Annotated in this window: 16 protein-coding genes; 8 read left to right on the top strand and 8 right to left on the bottom strand. The window is 69.2% G+C overall.

Going from position 1 to position 16,633, the window contains the following annotated elements; translation table 11 throughout:
• Positions 1-21 precede the first annotated feature (21 nt).
• The 4 genes from nhaA (at position 22) to ACIRQP_RS03270 (ending at position 3,389) form a co-directional block, all read left to right on the top strand.
• Positions 22-1,455, top strand: a complete 1,434-nt coding sequence (gene nhaA, locus ACIRQP_RS03285) for a Na+/H+ antiporter NhaA (protein WP_403882592.1) — start codon at positions 22-24, stop codon at positions 1,453-1,455.
• A 63-nt stretch (positions 1,456-1,518) separates the two neighbouring features.
• Positions 1,519-2,013, top strand: a complete 495-nt coding sequence (locus tag ACIRQP_RS03280; RefSeq protein ID WP_403882589.1) for a phage holin family protein — start codon at positions 1,519-1,521, stop codon at positions 2,011-2,013.
• Positions 2,010-2,999, top strand: coding sequence for an alpha/beta fold hydrolase (locus ACIRQP_RS03275; RefSeq protein WP_403882586.1), 990 nt, complete (start codon positions 2,010-2,012; stop codon positions 2,997-2,999). The genes ACIRQP_RS03280 and ACIRQP_RS03275 overlap by 4 nt, the downstream gene beginning before the upstream one ends.
• A 210-nt stretch (positions 3,000-3,209) precedes the next feature.
• Positions 3,210-3,389, top strand: coding sequence for a hypothetical protein (locus ACIRQP_RS03270; protein ID WP_403882583.1), 180 nt, complete (start codon positions 3,210-3,212; stop codon positions 3,387-3,389).
• 57 nt (positions 3,390-3,446) lie between these two features.
• Here ACIRQP_RS03270 and ACIRQP_RS03265 read toward each other — a convergent pair whose 3' ends face one another.
• The 3 genes from ACIRQP_RS03265 to nth all read right to left on the bottom strand — a co-directional run bounded on the left by ACIRQP_RS03265 (position 3,447) and on the right by nth (position 6,823).
• Positions 3,447-4,646, bottom strand: coding sequence for a MarP family serine protease (locus ACIRQP_RS03265; protein ID WP_403882580.1), 1,200 nt, complete (start codon positions 4,644-4,646; stop codon positions 3,447-3,449).
• Positions 4,647-4,811: 165 nt separating this feature from the next.
• The gene (locus ACIRQP_RS03260; RefSeq protein ID WP_403882577.1) at positions 4,812-5,591 is read right to left on the bottom strand and encodes an NUDIX hydrolase; all 780 of its coding nucleotides are present in this window, start codon (positions 5,589-5,591) and stop codon (positions 4,812-4,814) included.
• Between the two features lie 179 nt (positions 5,592-5,770).
• Positions 5,771-6,823, bottom strand: coding sequence for an endonuclease III (gene nth, locus ACIRQP_RS03255; protein ID WP_403882574.1), 1,053 nt, complete (start codon positions 6,821-6,823; stop codon positions 5,771-5,773).
• A gap of 270 nt (positions 6,824-7,093) precedes the next feature.
• Between nth and ACIRQP_RS03250 the strand changes: the two genes are divergently transcribed.
• Complete coding sequence (locus ACIRQP_RS03250) at positions 7,094-7,768, top strand: Crp/Fnr family transcriptional regulator (RefSeq protein WP_030353254.1); 675 nt, start codon at positions 7,094-7,096, stop codon at positions 7,766-7,768.
• Positions 7,769-7,915: 147 nt separating this feature from the next.
• On the opposite strand, the gene ACIRQP_RS03245 is transcribed toward ACIRQP_RS03250, so the two are convergent.
• The 4 genes from ACIRQP_RS03245 to ACIRQP_RS03230 form a co-directional block, all read right to left on the bottom strand.
• Entirely contained in the window at positions 7,916-8,746 is an 831-nt protein-coding gene (locus ACIRQP_RS03245; RefSeq protein WP_403882570.1) for an MBL fold metallo-hydrolase, read from the bottom strand.
• A complete protein-coding gene (locus tag ACIRQP_RS03240) occupies positions 8,743-9,708 on the bottom strand; it encodes an NUDIX hydrolase (RefSeq protein WP_403882567.1) in 966 nt (321 codons plus the stop codon). The genes ACIRQP_RS03245 and ACIRQP_RS03240 overlap by 4 nt, the downstream gene beginning before the upstream one ends.
• Before the next feature lie 307 nt (positions 9,709-10,015).
• Positions 10,016-10,486, bottom strand: coding sequence for a RidA family protein (locus tag ACIRQP_RS03235; protein WP_403882564.1), 471 nt, complete (start codon positions 10,484-10,486; stop codon positions 10,016-10,018).
• Positions 10,483-10,644: a DUF4177 domain-containing protein gene (locus ACIRQP_RS03230; protein ID WP_014178397.1), complete on the bottom strand. Its 162-nt coding sequence runs from the start codon at positions 10,642-10,644 to the stop codon at positions 10,483-10,485. The genes ACIRQP_RS03235 and ACIRQP_RS03230 overlap by 4 nt, the downstream gene beginning before the upstream one ends.
• A gap of 72 nt (positions 10,645-10,716) precedes the next feature.
• Between ACIRQP_RS03230 and ACIRQP_RS03225 the strand changes: the two genes are divergently transcribed.
• Both ACIRQP_RS03225 and ACIRQP_RS03220 read left to right on the top strand, forming a co-directional pair.
• Positions 10,717-11,682 (top strand): ArsA family ATPase, encoded by a 966-nt coding sequence (locus ACIRQP_RS03225; protein WP_403882562.1) that lies wholly within the window; start codon positions 10,717-10,719, stop codon positions 11,680-11,682.
• On the top strand, positions 11,679-13,064 hold the full coding sequence (locus tag ACIRQP_RS03220) for an ArsA family ATPase (protein WP_403882559.1): 1,386 nt from the start codon (positions 11,679-11,681) through the stop codon (positions 13,062-13,064). The genes ACIRQP_RS03225 and ACIRQP_RS03220 overlap by 4 nt, the downstream gene beginning before the upstream one ends.
• Before the next feature lie 443 nt (positions 13,065-13,507).
• Here the strand turns inward: ACIRQP_RS03220 and ACIRQP_RS03215 are convergent, their stop codons facing one another.
• Positions 13,508-13,852: a WhiB family transcriptional regulator gene (locus tag ACIRQP_RS03215; RefSeq protein WP_030353248.1), complete on the bottom strand. Its 345-nt coding sequence runs from the start codon at positions 13,850-13,852 to the stop codon at positions 13,508-13,510.
• 397 nt (positions 13,853-14,249) lie between these two features.
• Here ACIRQP_RS03215 and ACIRQP_RS03210 point away from each other — a divergent pair, with 397 nt between their 5' ends.
• Positions 14,250-16,517 carry a transglycosylase domain-containing protein gene (locus tag ACIRQP_RS03210; RefSeq protein WP_403882556.1) on the top strand — a complete coding sequence of 756 codons (2,268 nt, stop codon included), beginning with the start codon at positions 14,250-14,252 and terminating at the stop codon, positions 16,515-16,517.
• The last annotated feature ends 116 nt before the right edge of the window (positions 16,518-16,633 follow it).

Raw genomic sequence — 16,633 nt, 5'->3', positions numbered from 1 at the left:
CTGGTCGGCATGCGATGCGTCATGTCCACAGATCGACCGAAGGATTACCCCGTGCCTGTATCCGCGCCCACCCCCACCGGCCGTAAGTTTCTGGGACGCCTGCCGCTGCCCGAACGGAACTTTCTCGCGGAGGCACTGCGCACGGAGACCGTCGGCGGTGTCCTTCTGCTCGTCGCCGCCATCGTCGCCCTCCTCTGGGCGAACACCTCGCTGAGCCACAGCTACGAGGCCGTGAGCGACCTCCACCTGGGACCCTCGGCGCTCGGCCTCGACCTCTCCGTACAGCACTGGGCGGCCGACGGTCTGCTCGCCATCTTCTTCTTCGTCGCCGGCATCGAGCTGAAGCGCGAACTGGTGGCCGGGGAGCTGCGCGATCCCAGGGCAGCCGCGCTCCCCGTGATCGCCGCGCTCTCCGGAATGATCATGCCCGCCCTGGTCTATGTGCTGGTCAACAAGACCGGTGGCGGGTCTCTGAGCGGCTGGGCCGTGCCCGTCGCCACCGATATCGCCTTCGCGCTCGCCGTCCTCGCGGTCCTCGGCACCTCGCTGCCCTCGGCGCTGCGCGCCTTCCTCCTCACCCTCGCGGTCGTCGACGATCTCTTCGCCATCCTGATCATCGCCGTCTTCTTCACCAGCGATCTGAACCTCGCGGCGTTCGGCGGCGCGGTCGCCGGACTCGTCGTCTTCTGGCTGCTGCTACGCAAGGGCGTACGCGGGTGGTACGTGTATATCCCGCTGGCGCTGGTCATTTGGGGCCTGATGTACAACAGCGGCGTCCACGCCACGATCGCCGGTGTCGCGATGGGTCTGATGCTGCGCTGCACCAGGCACGAGGGCGAGGAGCACTCCCCCGGCGAACACATCGAGCATGTGGTGCGCCCCATCTCGGCCGGTCTGGCCGTACCGCTGTTCGCGCTCTTCTCCGCGGGCGTCTCCATATCCGGCGGTGCGCTCGGCAGGGTCTTCACACAGCCGGAGACCCTCGGCGTCGTACTGGGTCTGGTCGTCGGCAAGGCGGTCGGCGTCTTCGGCGGCACCTGGCTGGCAGCGCGCTTCACCAAGGCCGAGCTGAACGAGGACCTGGCCTGGCCCGATGTCTTCGCGCTCGCGTCGCTCGCCGGGATCGGCTTCACCGTCTCGCTGCTCATCGGCGAGCTGGCCTTCTCGACGGACCCCGCGCTCACCGACGAGGTGAAGGCAGCGGTGCTGACCGGTTCGGTCATCGCCGCCGTCCTCTCCGGGGTGCTGCTCAAGCTGCGGGTCCGCAAGTACCGTGCGCTGTACGAGGAGGAGGAGCGGGACGATGACCGGGACGGCATACCGGACATCTACGAACAGGACGATCCGGCCTACCACTTGCGCATGGCCGAGCTGTACGAGACGAAGGCCGCCGAGCACCGTCGGCTGGCGGAACACGCGGGGGCAGCGCGCGGGGACGGCGACGGTCCGGCATGATCGGACAACGGATTCGTAGCCGAGCGGTCCGTAGCCGAGAAGAGCGAGAAGAGGGAGTCACCGATGAGCGACCCCGGCAAGCACGTCGCCGATGCCGTCCGGACCGGCACCGTGATCGAAGCAGCCGCGGGCGACCGCAGCATTGGCCAGTTGGTCGCCTCGGCCTCCGCCGAGGTGTCCGCGCTGGTGCACGATGAGATCGCCCTGGCCAAGGCCGAGATCCGACAGGACGTCAAGCGCGGTGTGACGGGCGGAGCCGCCATCGCGATCGCGGCGGTGTTCGCCCTGTTCTCCCTGCCGGTGCTGAGCTTCGCGGCCGCCTACGGGATCCACAACCTGGGGCTCGGGCTCGCCTGGTCGTTCCTGATCGTGGGCGGAGCGTTTCTGATCCTCGCGGCGCTGCTCGCCGGGCTCGCCGTACTGAAGTTCAAGAAGGTGAAGCCGCCAGAGAAGTCCATCGCCTCGGCGAAGGAGACAGCGGCCGTGCTGCAGAACGTGAAGCCGCATCCCCGCCAGGTCCGGGAAGTCACCAAGTCTGTGGCACGCTCGTCTGCATGACCGCCCCTGAATCCGGCCCCGGCAAGACCTCCGGCATGGCGCCTGGCGCGTCCTCCGGTGGGACCTCAGGAGCGACGCCGGCCTCTGCCGTCCGTCTTGATGGTCCCTGGACCCATCGCGATGTGGCTGCCAATGGTGCGCGCTTCCATATCGCCGAGATGGGCGAGGGGCCGCTGGTGTTGCTGCTCCATGGTTTCCCGCAGTTCTGGTGGACTTGGCGCCATCAGCTGACCGCGCTGGCGGACGCCGGGTATCGCGCGGTGGCCATGGATCTGCGGGGGGTGGGCGGCAGCGACCGTACGCCCCGCGGTTACGACCCCGCCAATCTGGCGCTCGACATCACCGGCGTGGTGCGCTCCCTAGGTGAGCCCGACGCGGCGCTCGTCGGCCATGATCTGGGCGGCTATCTCGCCTGGACAGCGGCCGTGATGCGGCCCAAGCTGGTGCGCCGGCTCGCGGTGTCCTCGATCCCGCACCCGCGCCGCTGGCGCTCGGCGATGCTCTCCGACTTCTCGCAGAGCCGTGCCGGATCGTATATCTGGGGTTTCCAGCGACCGTGGATCCCGGAGCGTCAGCTCGTGGCCGAGGACGCGGCGCTGGTGGGGCAGCTGATCCGGGACTGGTCCGGCCCCCGGCCGCCCGACGACGAGTCGATCGAGATCTACCGGCGCGCGATGACCATCCCGTCGACGGCGCACTGCTCGATCGAGCCGTACCGCTGGATGGTGCGGTCGATGGCGCGGCCCGACGGCATCCAGTTCAACCGGCGGATGAAGCGCCCGGTGCGGGTGCCGACGCTCCAACTGCACGGGTCGCTCGACCCGGCGATGAGGACGCGTAGCACCGCTGGGTCGGCGGAGTATGTGGAAGCGCCCTACCGCTGGCGACTGTTCGACGGTCTGGGGCACTTCCCGCACGAGGAGGACCCCACCGCGTTCTCCGCGGAACTCATCAACTGGCTCAAGGACCCCGAGCCGGACCGCTGAACAGGACTGTCGGCGGGGGCTCCTCGGGGCGGCGGCTCACGCGGGGGCGGCGGCTCCGGCTCACACGGGACGGTGAAGAGCGACGCGCCGCCCGTCCCGGTTGTCACCCTTTGAATGCTTGTCCTATGAACAGCCAAATGCCTCGCGCATAGGCCAATTGGCCCTCTCCCGGGCGGTTACCGACCATGGGCCAGGGGCACAGGTCGAAGTATGGGCTGGACGCACGACTACGGTGACGCAGCACGCAACCGCCGCTCGGCCTCTGTGCCGATCACCCACAGAAGGGGCGGCCCCGACGAACAGGGCCATGATCCCCGGCTCGGTATTTCCCTGATCCTCCGCCGCAGAGCGCGCTGGGTCTCGGCCCGGCTGCGTCATCAGCGTTCCTGAGGGCGCGTCACAGAGTCCGTCGGGCCCGCCCGGCCCCCTGAGGACGCCCGCCAGGCCCTAGAGGGCGCATTCCTGCGTGCCGACCTGCTGGTTGGCGTTCCGGCCGAGCGTGATGTCGTCGCGGATCTCGTCCGCCGTCAGCGCGTAGCCGGTCTCGGGGTCGTCGAGCGACCTGGCGAAGATCACTCCGTACACCTTGCCCTCGGTGGTCAGGAGCGGGCCTCCGGAGTTGCCCTGGCGTACGGTCGCGAAGAGTGAGTAGACATCGCGCCGGACCTCGCCGTGGCGGTAGATGTCCGGGCCGTTGGCATCGATACGGCCGCGGACGCGCGCGGAGCGTACGTCGTACGAGCCGTTCTCCGGGAAGCCCGCGACGATCGCGCTGTCCCCGCTCGCCGCGTCCTTGTCGGTGAACTGGAGCGGCTCGGCGGGGAGGTTCGGCACGTCGAGTACGGCGATGTCGCGCTGCCAGTCGTAGAGGACGACCTTGGCGTCGTACAGCCGACCCTCACCGCCTATCTGGACGGTGGGCTCCTCCACGCCGCCGACCACATGCGCGTTGGTCATCACCCGGCGGTCGGCGAAGACGAAGCCGGAGCCTTCGAGGACCTTGCCGCAGTTGGGTGCCGTACCGACGACCTTGACGATCGACTGCTGGGCGCGAGCCGCCACCGGGCTGCCCGCGAGTGCCGGATCCGGGGCCTGGACCTCGGTGATGGGCTCATTGGCGAACGGGCTGAAGACCTGCGGGAACCCGTTCTGGGCGAGGACCGACGAGAAGTCCGTGAACCAGTTGGACGCCTGGGCGGGCATCACGCGGGAGACCCCGAGCAGCACCTTCGAGCTGCGGACCTCCTTGCCGAGCGTCGGCAGTGAGGTCCCGGCGAGGGCGGAGCCGATCAGCCAGGCCACCAGCAGCATGGCCACGACATTGACCAGCGCCCCGCCGCCGGCGTCCAGGGCGCGGGCCGGCGACCACGTGATGTAGCGGCGCAGCTTGTTGCCGAGATGGGTGGTGAAGGCCTGGCCGACCGAGGCGCAGACGATCACTATGACGATCGCGACGACGGCGGCCGTGGTGGAGACCTCGGAGTCCGCGGTCATCTCGGCCCAGACCACGGGCAGGAGATAGACCGCCACGAGACCGCCGCCGAGGAAGCCGATCACGGACAGGATGCCCACCACGAAACCCTGGCGGTAGCCGACGACCGCGAACCACACGGCGGCGAGCAGCAGCAGGATGTCCAGCACGTTCACCGTCAATAGCCTCGCTTGCCTCGCGGATACGTCTCCGGTCGCCCCACCGGGGCGGCGGGTGTCCCCGCCCGGCGGCCGGTACGGGGGCTCCGGCGGCCCTGGCGACCGGTGGCGGAGCCGCCACGGTCATGGACCTCCGAAGGGCGGAGCATGGGGGTCAGCCTGTCATGCACGCCAGTCCAGCGGGACCTGCTTCGAGCGGTCCCACGGCTGCTCCCAGCCCGCGAAATACAGGATCCGGTCGATCACTCCGGCCGTAAAGCCCCAGACCAGGGCAGATGCGACAAGAAAGGCAGGGCCGCGGTGGCCGCTGGGGTGGCGGGCGGTCGCGCGGTTGGCCGGGTCCGTGAGATCCGCCACGGGGACGGTGAAGACCCGGGCGGTCTCGCCGGGGTCGACGACGCCGACGGGGGTGGGGCTGCGCCACCAGCCCAGCACGGGGGTCACGACGAACTCGCTCACCGGGATGTAGAGCTTGGGCAGCACGCCGAAGAGCTGGACCCCGGACGGGTCGAGACCGGTCTCCTCCTCGGCTTCGCGCAGCGCCGCCCGCAACGGTCCCGTGGTGGCCGGATCGCCGTCCTCGGGGTCGAGGGAACCGCCGGGGAAGGCAGGCTGTCCAGGATGCGAGCGCAGGCTGCTGGCGCGCTCCATGAGCAGCAGTTCGGGGCCGCGGGCGCCCTCGCCGAAGAGGATCAGGACGGCGGACTGCCGGCCGCCACCGCTCTCCGGCGGCAGAAAGCGGCTGAGCTCCTCCGGCGCGACGGTCCGCGAGGCGCGCACGACGGGCGTCAGCCAGTCGGGCAGCCCGTCGGTGGTGACGGCGACCCCGGCCGTCGCCGGATCGCCGTAGCTCTCGTCGCCTCCGTAGCTCTCGTCGCCTCCGTAGCCCTCCTCGGCTCGGTAGCTCTCTTGAGCTCCGCAGCTCTCTTTAGCTCGCGTCATAGGCACCCCTGTCGTACAACGCCTGCCGTCGGCCTGATCGTTCCGCCCACGTCCGGCTCCACTCGTTCGTGTCCGCTGGTCCGGCACTCGTACTGGTCGGTCGGTGTCGTGCTTCATACGGCCTTCGTAGGGCCTTCGTGGAGCCTTCGTACGGCCTTCATACGGCGCGGACCGCTCCGCTACTCAGTGCGCGCCGGGGCCGGTTTGCCCGGGTAGTCGGCGGGCGGGCTCAGACGCTGGCCCGGGTAGCCGCCCATCTCGTACTTCAGCAGCTTGCGTGCCTTCTCCGGGTCCGTCTCGCCCTCTCCGTACGAGGGGCAGAGATGCGCGATCGGACAGGCGCCGCAGGCCGGCTTGCGGGAGTGGCAGATACGGCGGCCATGGAAGATCACGCGGTGCGAGAGCATCGTCCACTCGCTCTTGGGGAAGATGGCGGCGATCTCCGCCTCGACCTTCTCCGGGTCCTCCTGCTCCGTCCACTTCCAGCGGCGGACCAGCCGGCCGAAGTGGGTGTCGACCGTGAGGCCGGGGACGCCGAAGGCATTGCCGAGAACGACGTTCGCCGTCTTGCGGCCCACACCGGGCAGCGACACCAGATCGTCCAGCCCACCCGGGACCTCGCCGTCGAACCGGTCGCACAGCGCGGTGGACAGTCCGATGAGCGACCTCGCCTTGGCCCGGAAGAAGCCCGTCGGACGGATGGCCTCCTCCAGCTCCTCCGGCACGGCCGCGGCCATGTCCTCGGGGGTCGGGTACTTCGCGAAGACCGCTGGCGTCGTCTGGTTGACCCGCAGGTCGGTCGTCTGGGCGGACAGGACCGTCGCCACCAGCAGCTCGAACGGGTTCCGGAAATCCAGCTCGGGATGGGCGTACGGATAGACCTCGGCCAGCTCGCGGTTTATCCGGCGGGCCCGGCGCACCATCGCCAGATGCGATTCCGGTCTGGCCGCGGGCTTGGCCGCAGGCTCGGGGGCCGACTTGGCTGCGGACTTGACCACAGGCTTGGCGGCGGATTTGGCGGCGGCCGCGATTTTGGCCGCGGCCGTGGACTTGGCCTCAGCTTTGGCCGCCGACCTGGCCGCTGACTTGGTTGGGGCCTTGGCCGGCTTGGCCGTTGACCCTTTTGCGGCTTTTTCCCGTTTCACTGAAGGCTGTTCGCCCACAGCGGAATTCTGCTCCGCGGACACTCTTCCAGCCCCCTTGGCCTGCGCTGTCACCGGCGAGTTGGACACTCGGCCAGCGTAAAGCCCCGCACTGACATCCGCCCCGGCGACGGCCGATCACTACCCGAATCGGCACCCAGGGCACGGTTGGGCACGCGCGTACGTCAAACTTGTGACTGATCGCACGGTTTCGAACAACCGGAATCCGGTATCGGGCCCAAGCAGCCCGCGGATGCCAAGCCACCCGAGAACAAGCGGCACGTACGGCATCATGGGGACCACGGTCCCGGAGCAGGTAGGGACCACAGTTCCCTGAGCAGGTCGACAAGGAGAGAACACGTGGACGACGTTCTGCGGCGTGCCCCGCTCTTCGCGGCGCTCGATGACGAGCAGGCGGCGGAGCTCCGCGCCTCGATGAGTGAAGCGACGCTCGCGCGCGGTGACGCGCTCTTCCACGAGGGCGACCCGGGCGACCGCCTCTATGTGGTCACCGAGGGCAAGGTCAAGCTCCACCGCACCTCCCCCGACGGCCGGGAGAACATGCTGGCCGTACTCGGCCCCGGCGAACTGATCGGCGAGCTGTCCCTCTTCGACCCCGGCCCGCGCACCGCCACCGCGAGCGCGCTCACGGAGGTCAAGCTCCTCGGGCTCGGCCATGGCGACCTCCAGCCGTGGCTGAACGCCCGCCCGGAAGTGGCCACGGCCCTGCTGCGCGCGGTCGCGCGACGACTGCGCAAGACGAACGACCAGATGTCCGACCTGGTCTTCTCCGACGTCCCGGGCCGCGTGGCCCGTGCGCTCCTCGATCTGTCGCGCCGCTTCGGCGTCCAGTCGGAGGAAGGCATCCATGTCGTCCACGACCTGACCCAGGAAGAACTGGCCCAGTTGGTCGGCGCCTCCCGCGAGACGGTCAACAAGGCGCTCGCCGACTTCGCGCAGCGTGGTTGGCTCCGCCTTGAGGCACGCGCGGTGATCCTGCTGGACGTGGAGCGCCTCGCGAAGCGCTCGCGCTGACACCACGCCGCACTTCCCGAAGGGCTCCGCCTCTTGGCGGGGCTCTTCGTCGCTTGAGCCCTTGGCCGCTTGAGCCCTTTATCGCTTGAGCCCTTGGTCCCTCAGACGAGACCGTCATCCCTCAGACGAGGCCGTCAGATGAGGCCGTCAGATGAGGCCGTGCTCGCGCAGATACTCCAGCTGCGCCCTTACGGACAGTTCGGCCGCGGGCCACAGGGACCTGTCCACCCCCGCGTACACATGCGCCACCACCTCGGCGGGCGTACGGTGCCCGTTCTCCACGGCCGTCTCGACCTGGGCGAGCCGGTTCGCGCGATGGGCGAGATAGAACTCCACCGCGCCCTGGGCGTCGTCCAGGACCGGCCCATGGCCCGGCAGGACCGTATGGACCCCGTCGTCGACCGTGAGCGAGCGCAGTCGGCGGAGCGAGTCGAGGTAGTCGCCGAGCCTGCCGTCCGGGTGGGCGACGAGCGTCGTCCCCCGGCCGAGGATGGTGTCGCCGGTGAGCACCGCGCGGTCGGCGGGCAGATGGAAGGAGAGCGAGTCCGCGGTGTGGCCCGGGGTGGGGACCACCCGCAGCTCAAGACCGCCGGTGGTGATGACGTTCCCGGCCGCGAGCCCCTCGTCCCCGAGCCGCAGGGCCGGGTCCAGGGCACGGACCGAGGTACGGGTGAGCGCGGCGAAGCGTGCCGCGCCGGCCGCGTGGTCCGGGTGGCCATGGGTGAGCAGGGTCAGCGCGATCCGCTTCCCGGCCTTCTCCGCGACGTCGATGACCGCTTTGAGATGGAGTTCGTCGAGCGGGCCCGGGTCGATGACGACCGCCGACGCCGAGTCCGGCTCCGAGACGATCCAGGTGTTGGTGCCGTCGAGGGTCATCGGGGAGGCGTTCGGGGCGAGGACATTGATGGCGCGGTCCGTGGCGGGGCCGGAGAGCACCCCGCCGCGCGGCTGGCCCGGGAGGGCGGCGGCGTCGGTCATCGGGAACCTCCGGACGGACTCTGGCCCTGCCCCCGGCTCGGGCTCGGACTCGGACTCGGACTCTGATTCTCCTTCTGCTTCTCCTTCTGCTCGCTCGAACGCGGTTCCACGCGCTTGGTGAACTCCTCGTGGCCGGGCCAGCTGAGCACCAGCTCCTCGCCCTCCAGCCGGGCCGTGGCCAGCACCGGTGTCAGATCGCGGCCGTCGGAACCGGCAAGCGCTTCGGCGGTCGTACCGTACGACTGGAGCTGACGTAGCGTCGCGACGGTCGGCGGCATCATCAGCAGCTCGCCCCTGTCGTACGCCTCCGTCGCCTCGGCCGGTCGGATCCACACCGTACGGTCGGCCTCCGTAGAGGCGTTCCTGGTCCGCTGGCCCGGTGGCAGCGCGGCCACGAAGAACCAGGTGTCGTAGCGGCGCGGTTCGAACTCGGGGGTGATCCAGCGGGCCCACGCGCCGAGCAGGTCGCTGCGCAGCACGAGACCGCGCCGGTTGAGGAAGCTCGCGAACGACAGCTCGTGCCTCGCGAGGGCGTCGTGGTCAGCCTCCCAGTCGTCGCCCGTGGTGTCGCCGACGACGGTCCCCGCGGTCTCCCCGGCGAGCAGGACACCGGCCTCCTCGTAGGTCTCGCGGACCGCGGCGCACACGATGGCCTGCGCGGACGCGGGATCGACGCCGAGTCGGCGCGCCCATATGTCACGGCCGGGACCGGCCCAGCCAACGGTCCCGTCGTCGTCCCGGGGATCGACTCCGCCGCCGGGGTACGCGTACGCGCCCGCGGCGAACGCCATGGAGGCGCGGCGCCGCAGCATATGGACGGAGGGGCCGCCGTGGCCGGCGGGATCGTCGCGCAGGAGCATCACGGTCGCGGCACGCCGGGGAGTCATGGCGGTGATCTCACCGGCGGCGAGGGCACGGATCCGAACGGGCCATTCCGGCGGGTACCACTGACCATTGGGCATGGCCGGATGCTATGCGCTGGCGCGGGGATGTTCGAGAGGCGCTGGAGGGCATGTGTTGCGCCACCACGTACAGCACGATCCCACCCGGTGCGCCTCACATACACGCACCAGGCAGGATCTCCGGCCACGCACCAGGCGCGGGACGCGCGCCCAGAAGCCACCGGCCCGTGACCAGAAGCCACCTGGCCGTACCCAAAACCTACGGGCCCGCGCTGAGTCGTCGCTAAACCCACGGGCCCGCGCTCAGCCGTCGCTCGGCCCGCGCTCAGCCGCCACCCGGCCCGTGACCGGAAGGCACCGTCCGCGCTCAGGCCTCGGTCAGCTCCACCAGGATCTCGACCTCGACCGGCGCGTCCAGCGGCAGCACCGCCACGCCGACGGCGCTGCGCGCGTGCACGCCCTTGTCGCCGAGGACCTGGCCGAGCAGTTCGCTCGCGCCGTTGAGAACACCCGGCTGGCCGGTGAAGTCCGCGGCCGAGGCGACGAAGCCCGTGACCTTCACCACGCGCGCGATGCGGTCCAGATCGCCGATGACGGACTTCACGGCGGCCAGGGCGTTCAGCGCGCAGGTGGCCGCCAGTTCCTTGGCCTCTTCCGCGGTGACCTCGGCGCCGACCTTGCCGGTGACCGGAAGCTTGCCCTCCACCATCGGGAGCTGGCCCGAGGTGTAGACGTACGCACCGGACCGTACGGCCGGCTGATAGGCCGCCAGCGGAGGTACGACCCCGGGCAGCCTCAGCCCGAGCTCGGCGAGGGTGGCCTCGACGGCTCCGCTCATGCGGCTTTCTCCCGCTTCAGATAGGCAACCAGTTGCTCCGGGTTGTTCGGCCCGGGAACGACCTGGACGAGCTCCCAGCCGTCCTCGCCCCAGGTGTCCAGAATCTGCTTGGTCGCGTGCACGAGAAGGGGCACGGTCGCGTATTCCCACTTGGTCATGGAGGCGACTGTAGTCGTACCGCGTGGCGGCCTCGTGCGTAGCCCGCGGCCCGACTGGTTAGGCTCGAATACGTGAGCAGGCTCCAAGTCGTCAGCGGCAAGGGCGGTACCGGTAAGACGACGGTCGCCGCCGCCCTCGCGCTCGCCCTCGCCACCGAGGGGAAGCGCACGCTCCTCGTCGAGGTCGAGGGCAGACAGGGCATCGCACAGCTCTTCGAGACGGAGGCCCTTCCGTACGAGGAGCGGAAGATCGCCGTCGCGTCGGGCGGCGGCGAGGTGTTCGCGCTGGCCATCGACGCCGAGCGCGCACTCCTCGACTATCTCCAGATGTTCTACAAGCTCGGCAGCGCGGGCCGGGCGCTCAAGAAGATCGGCGCGATCGACTTCGCGACGACGATCGCGCCGGGGGTCAGGGACGTACTGCTGACCGGCAAGGCGTGCGAGGCGGTTCGCAGGCGCGACAAGAGGGGACGTTTCGTCTACGACTACGTCGTGATGGACGCCCCGCCCACCGGCCGCATCACCCGCTTCCTCAATGTGAACGACGAGGTGGCCGGGCTGGCGAAGATCGGCCCGATACACAATCAGGCGCAGGCCGTGATGCGGGTCCTGAAGTCGCCCGAGACGGCTGTGCATCTGGTGACGCTGCTGGAGGAGATGCCGGTCCAGGAGACCGCGGACGGCATCGCCGAGTTGCGGAGCGCGGAGCTGCGGGTCGGCAAGGTGATCGTGAACATGGTCCGGCCGCATCTCCTTGACGAGGCCGCCGTACGCGCCGCGGCCGGCGATCGCCGCAAGGAGGTCGCCAAGGCGCTCGCGGCCGCCGGTGTGCCCGCGCCGACGAAGCTTGTCGGGCCGCTGCTCGACCAGGCCGCGGAGCACGCGCAGCGCGTGGAGCTGGAGCGCGAGCAGCGGGCGGTCCTGACCAAGCTGGGGCTGCCCGCGTACGAACTCCCCCTGGTCGGCGAGGGAATGGATCTCGCCGGTCTCTACCAACTCGCGGGGGAGCTACGGCAACTCGGGGAGGTCTTCGCATGACCCTGGACTCTGCGGCTGCCCCACTCGAAATCGATTCGCTGCTCGACGACCCGGCCACCCGCATCGTCGTGTGCTGCGGCTCGGGCGGCGTCGGCAAGACAACAACCGCGGCGGCTCTCGGCGTACGCGCGGCCGAGCGCGGCCGGAAGGTGGTCGTCCTGACCATCGATCCGGCGCGTCGGCTGGCCCAGTCGATGGGGATCGACTCGCTCGACAACACGCCGCGGCAGGTGAAGGGCGTCGAGGGCCCCGGCGAACTGCACGCCATGATGCTCGACATGAAGCGGACCTTCGACGAGATCGTCGAGGCGCACGCGGACCCGGAGCGGGCCCGCGCCATTCTGGAGAACCCCTTCTACCAGTCCCTGTCGGCCGGCTTCGCGGGCACGCAGGAGTACATGGCGATGGAGAAGCTGGGGCAGTTGCGGGCCCGCGACGACTGGGACCTGATCATCGTCGACACGCCGCCGTCGCGCTCCGCGCTGGACTTCCTGGACGCGCCGAAGCGGCTCGGTTCCTTTCTCGACGGGAAGTTCATCAGACTGCTGATGACCCCGGCCAAGATGGGCGGCCGGGCGGGGATGAAGTTTCTGAATGTCGGTATGTCGATGATGACCGGCACGCTGGGAAAGCTGCTCGGCGGCCAATTCCTGCGCGATGTGCAGACCTTCATCACCGCGATGGACACGATGTTCGGCGGGTTCCGTACGCGCGCGGACGCGACATACCGGCTGCTTCAGGCGCCGGGTACGGCGTTTCTGGTGGTCGCGGCGCCGGAGCGGGACGCCTTGCGGGAGGCGGCGTACTTCGTGGAACGGCTGGCGGCCGAGGAGATGCCGCTGGCCGGGCTGGTGCTCAACCGTGTCCACGGCAGCGGCGCGGCGCGACTGTCGGCGGAGCGGGCGCGGGCCGCGGCGGAAATTCTTGAAGACGGCCGCATTGTGGATCAGGGGACCGGGAATGCTCAGAGTCGTGGCAGTGCAGCCCCGGACGGCTCTTCTCCCGAAGCCTCCGAGACGCACGAGCCCCTCGAAGCCGCCGTATCTGCCGTAACCGCTGACTCTGTCGTACCCGCATCACCGCACGTATCCCACGAATCCGACGTATCCACCATTCCCGCCGCCTCGGCCGCCCCCGAATCGGTCGCGTCTGTCACAACTGTGGAACAGCTGACGGCGGGCCTGCTGCGCCTTCATGCCGAACGGATGCAGGTGCTCGCGCGTGAAGAGCGCACGCGCGATCGCTTCACCGCGCTGCACCCCGAGGTGGCGGTGGCGGAGGTCCCCGCCCTGCCCGGCGACGTTCACGACCTTGCCGGGCTCAGGGCCATCGCGGACCGCCTCGCGGCGGGTGGTACGACAACGGGTGGCACGACGAGCTGAGCACCGTATGCCGAGCCGAGCACCGTACGTCGGGCCGAGCGACCGTACGCCGAGCTGAGCCCCCGGACGTCGAGCGACGGTGATCGGGTGAGGACGGCACCGGGAGAGGACTGCACGACGACGCAGCGCGCGGCGCCACGTACCCCTTACCGGCGACCGCTTCCACCGAGCGCTTCCACCGACCGCTTCGACATGACATGCCCGACACGCCGCGTTCAACACGCCGTGCCCAGCACCCCCCGGCTCGACACGCCATGTCCAGCACCTCCCGCTCGCCCCGTCGTGTCCGGCGCACCGCGTTCGACACGCCGCCACATCCGATGTGACATGCCCGAAGCGCTGCCCGCCTCACCGCCGAGTCATGGCGCCCTGAGCAGGGGCAGCAGGAGCGAGAGCGGTTACCCCACAGGTTGGGAGAGCGGTTACCCCACTTGCCCCACCGGTCACCCCACCGCCGCGTACGTCTCGTACGTCTCGTCATCCTCCAAGCCCACGGGCAGCAGGCCCGCGCTGCGCTCGTACTCCGTGCGCGCGGTCTCTAGCAGCCGGCGCCACGAGGTGACGGTCGGTCGCCTGCGCAGCAGTGCGCGGCGCTCCCGTTCGGTCATTCCGCCCCACACGCCGAATTCGACGCGATTGTCCAGCGCGTCGGCCAGGCATTCGGTCCGCACCGGGCATCCGGTGCACACAGCCTTGGCTCTGTTCTGCGCCGCACCCTGCACGAACAGTTCATCTGGATCGGTAGTGCGGCAAGCTGCCTGCGCACTCCAGTCGGTTACCCAGCCCATGCTGGCGCCGTCCTCTCCCGAATCGAGGCTCCCCCACGGCGGCAGCGGCATATTCACCGTTGCCAGTTGAGGACGTTACGGAAGGCGGGCACAGCGCAACACCCCCTTCGGGCCCAATCTTGAATGGCCCGAACGGACTATGCGTACGCGGCAGATCACCCAGGGGAGTGAGCCGAGGGCATAACCGGCACATCCGACAGAGTCGGGTATTTCGCTGGGGTCACAGCGGGCATCTCATGCCGGATACGGAGGATTCGGGCGTCAATATTCCGCGTTTCGGGTTCACGGAAAGTTCACACCGGGTGCTTGATACGCAACCGCACTGCTGTGACAGTTGGGGACAGCTTAGGCCAGAGCCTTGACGCGTGTCCGGCGATTGAGAACGTAGGCTGCCCTCATGCCAAAGAAGCGCTCGGGCGGGGGTCTGACCGGGACCCAGCAGGCCGCCAAGTTCCTCGGTGTCAGCGTGCTCGCGGGAGCGGTGCTCGCGGGAATCGCCCTGCCGGCCTTCGGGGCGTTGGGACTCGCCGCCAAGGGGACGGTCGAGGGATTCGACGAGATCCCCGCCAACCTCAAGACGCCGCCGCTGAGTCAGCGGACCACGATCCTGGACTCCCAGGGCGGCCCCATCGCCACGGTCTACTCCCGTGACCGCACCGTCGTCCCGCTCACGGACATCTCCCCGTACATGCAGAAGGCGATCGTCGCGATCGAGGACTCGCGCTTCTACGAGCACGGGGCCATCGACCTGAAGGGCGTTCTGCGCGCGGTCAACCGCAACGCGCAGTCGGGCGGCGTCGCCCAGGGCGCCTCGACGCTGACCCAGCAGTATGTGAAGAACGTCTTCGTCGAGGAGGCCGGCGACGACCCGGACAAGGTCGCGCAGGCCACCCAGCAGACCCTGGGCCGCAAGATCCAGGAGCTGAAGTACGCGATCCAGGTCGAGGAGGAGCTGGGCAAGAAGAAGATCCTTGAGAACTATCTGAACATCACCTTCTTCGGGCAGCAGGCCTACGGCATCGAGGCTGCCGCCCAGCGCTACTTCTCCAAGCCGGCCAAGGACCTCAAGCTCGAAGAGGCGGCGATGCTGGCGGGCATCGTCCAGTCGCCGAGCCGGTACGACCCGGTCAATGACGAGGAGGAGGCCACCAAGCGGCGCAACACCGTGCTGCAGCGGATGGCCGACGTCCGCGACATCTCCCAGGCGGAGGCCGACCGTGCCAAGGCCACGCCGATCACGCTGAAGGTGAGCCGTCCCGCGAACGGTTGCATCACCGCCGTCGCCGGTGCGGGCTTCTTCTGTGACTACGTACGCGAGGTCTTCCTGACCGACCCCGTCTTCGGCAAGGACCGCAAGGAGCGGGCCAAGGTCTGGAACCAGGGCGGTCTGACGATCCGTACGACGCTCGACCCGAAGGCCCAGAACTCGGTACAGACGTCGATAAAGGACCACGTCAACCAGAGCGACAAGGTCGCCGCGGCGGTGACCCTGGTCGAGCCGGGCACCGGCAAGATCCTCGGCATGGGGCAGTCCAAGCCCTACGGCTTCGGGAAGAACGAGACCCAGATCAACTTCTCGGTCGACAAGGGGATGGGCGGCTCGAACTACGGCTTCCCGACCGGTTCGACCTTCAAGCCGTTCCTCGCGACGGCGGCCATCGAGCGCGGTGTCCCGCCGACACAGTCGTATCCGGCGCCGTACCAGATGCCGTACCCGGATTCGATCCAGACGTGCAGCGGCAAGCCGTGGGTCAACACGGAAGGCGACACGGCCGAGAACGAGAACGAGTCTGAGGTCGGGCCGTACGCGCTGAAGGACGCGATGGCCAAGTCCGTCAATACGTACTTCGTCCAGATGATAGAGCAAATCGGACTCTGTCCCGTGACGGAGACGATCGCCAAGCTGGGCGTGGTCCAGGGCGACGGCAAGAAGCTCCCGGAGTCACCGTCGGCCCTCACCCTGGGCTCGCAGGGCATCTCGCCGCTGCGGATGGCGAGCGCGTACGCGGCCTTCGCGAACCGCGGCACGTACTGCACCCCCATCGCCATCGAGTCGATCAAGACGGCGACGGGCAAGAGCCTCAAGGTGCCGGAGTCGGGCTGCTCCCAGGCCATGTCGGAGAAGACCGCCGACACGATCAACACCCTGCTGAAGGGCGTGGTCGACTCCGGTACGGGTGAGGAGGCCGGACTGACGAGCCGCGACAACGCCGGTAAGACGGGTACGACGGACGCCCGTAAGAACGCGTGGTTCGTCGGGTACACCCCGAACATGTCCGGCGCGGTCTGGGTCGGCAGCCCGTCCCAGCAGGTCGAGATGGAGGCCATCACGATCGGGGGCGAGTACCACGACAAGGTCTTCGGTGGTCAGGTCCCGGGTCCGATCTGGAAGGACGCGGTGTCCGGCGCGCTGGAGGGCAAGCCCGCCCCCGGCTTCGTGACGGTCGACATCCCGGACGCGCCGAAGGGCCGGGACACCGAGAAGCCGGGCGGGGACAACCAGGGCCGGGGCCAGGGCAACGGCGGCCGGGGCGACAACAAGCCGGGCGACGACGGTACGAATCCGTTCCCGGGCATCTCGATCCCGCCGGACCTGATCGGCGGAGGCCAGTCCCAGGGCAATGGGAACGGCGGGAACGGCAACGGCGGCGGAGGCTTCCCGTAAACCGCGGTAACCGAATGAGGAAGGGGCGCTCCATCCGACGGGATGGGGCGCCCCTTCCTCATTCCTCTACCGCTCTACCGCTCTACCGCTGCTGCTCTACCGCTTTTCTCCACTGC

The sequence above is a fragment of the Streptomyces sp. NPDC102274 genome (assembly GCF_044766385.1).
In the GTDB taxonomy this organism is placed as follows: Bacteria; Actinomycetota; Actinomycetes; order Streptomycetales; family Streptomycetaceae; genus Streptomyces.
The sequence above is the reverse complement of the archived record's forward strand: the minus strand, read 5'-3'. Positions and strand labels throughout refer to the sequence as shown.

Excerpts from the sequence above, each read along its gene's own strand:
- ACIRQP_RS03260 (WP_403882577.1), bottom strand. The coding sequence starts at position 5,591 with ATGACGCGAGCTAAAGAGAGCTGCGGAGCTCAAGAGAGCTACCGAGCC.
- ACIRQP_RS03220 (WP_403882559.1), top strand. The coding sequence starts at position 11,679 with ATGACCCTGGACTCTGCGGCTGCCCCACTCGAAATCGATTCGCTGCTC.
- ACIRQP_RS03275 (WP_403882586.1), top strand. The coding sequence starts at position 2,010 with ATGACCGCCCCTGAATCCGGCCCCGGCAAGACCTCCGGCATGGCGCCT.
- ACIRQP_RS03235 (WP_403882564.1), bottom strand. The coding sequence starts at position 10,486 with ATGAGCGGAGCCGTCGAGGCCACCCTCGCCGAGCTCGGGCTGAGGCTG.
- ACIRQP_RS03210 (WP_403882556.1), top strand. The coding sequence starts at position 14,250 with ATGCCAAAGAAGCGCTCGGGCGGGGGTCTGACCGGGACCCAGCAGGCC.
- ACIRQP_RS03240 (WP_403882567.1), bottom strand. The coding sequence starts at position 9,708 with ATGCCCAATGGTCAGTGGTACCCGCCGGAATGGCCCGTTCGGATCCGT.
- nhaA (WP_403882592.1), top strand. The coding sequence starts at position 22 with ATGTCCACAGATCGACCGAAGGATTACCCCGTGCCTGTATCCGCGCCC.
- ACIRQP_RS03270 (WP_403882583.1), top strand. The coding sequence starts at position 3,210 with ATGGGCTGGACGCACGACTACGGTGACGCAGCACGCAACCGCCGCTCG.
- ACIRQP_RS03215 (WP_030353248.1), bottom strand. The coding sequence starts at position 13,852 with ATGGGCTGGGTAACCGACTGGAGTGCGCAGGCAGCTTGCCGCACTACC.
- ACIRQP_RS03230 (WP_014178397.1), bottom strand. The coding sequence starts at position 10,644 with ATGACCAAGTGGGAATACGCGACCGTGCCCCTTCTCGTGCACGCGACC.
- ACIRQP_RS03280 (WP_403882589.1), top strand. The coding sequence starts at position 1,519 with ATGAGCGACCCCGGCAAGCACGTCGCCGATGCCGTCCGGACCGGCACC.
- ACIRQP_RS03245 (WP_403882570.1), bottom strand. The coding sequence starts at position 8,746 with ATGACCGACGCCGCCGCCCTCCCGGGCCAGCCGCGCGGCGGGGTGCTC.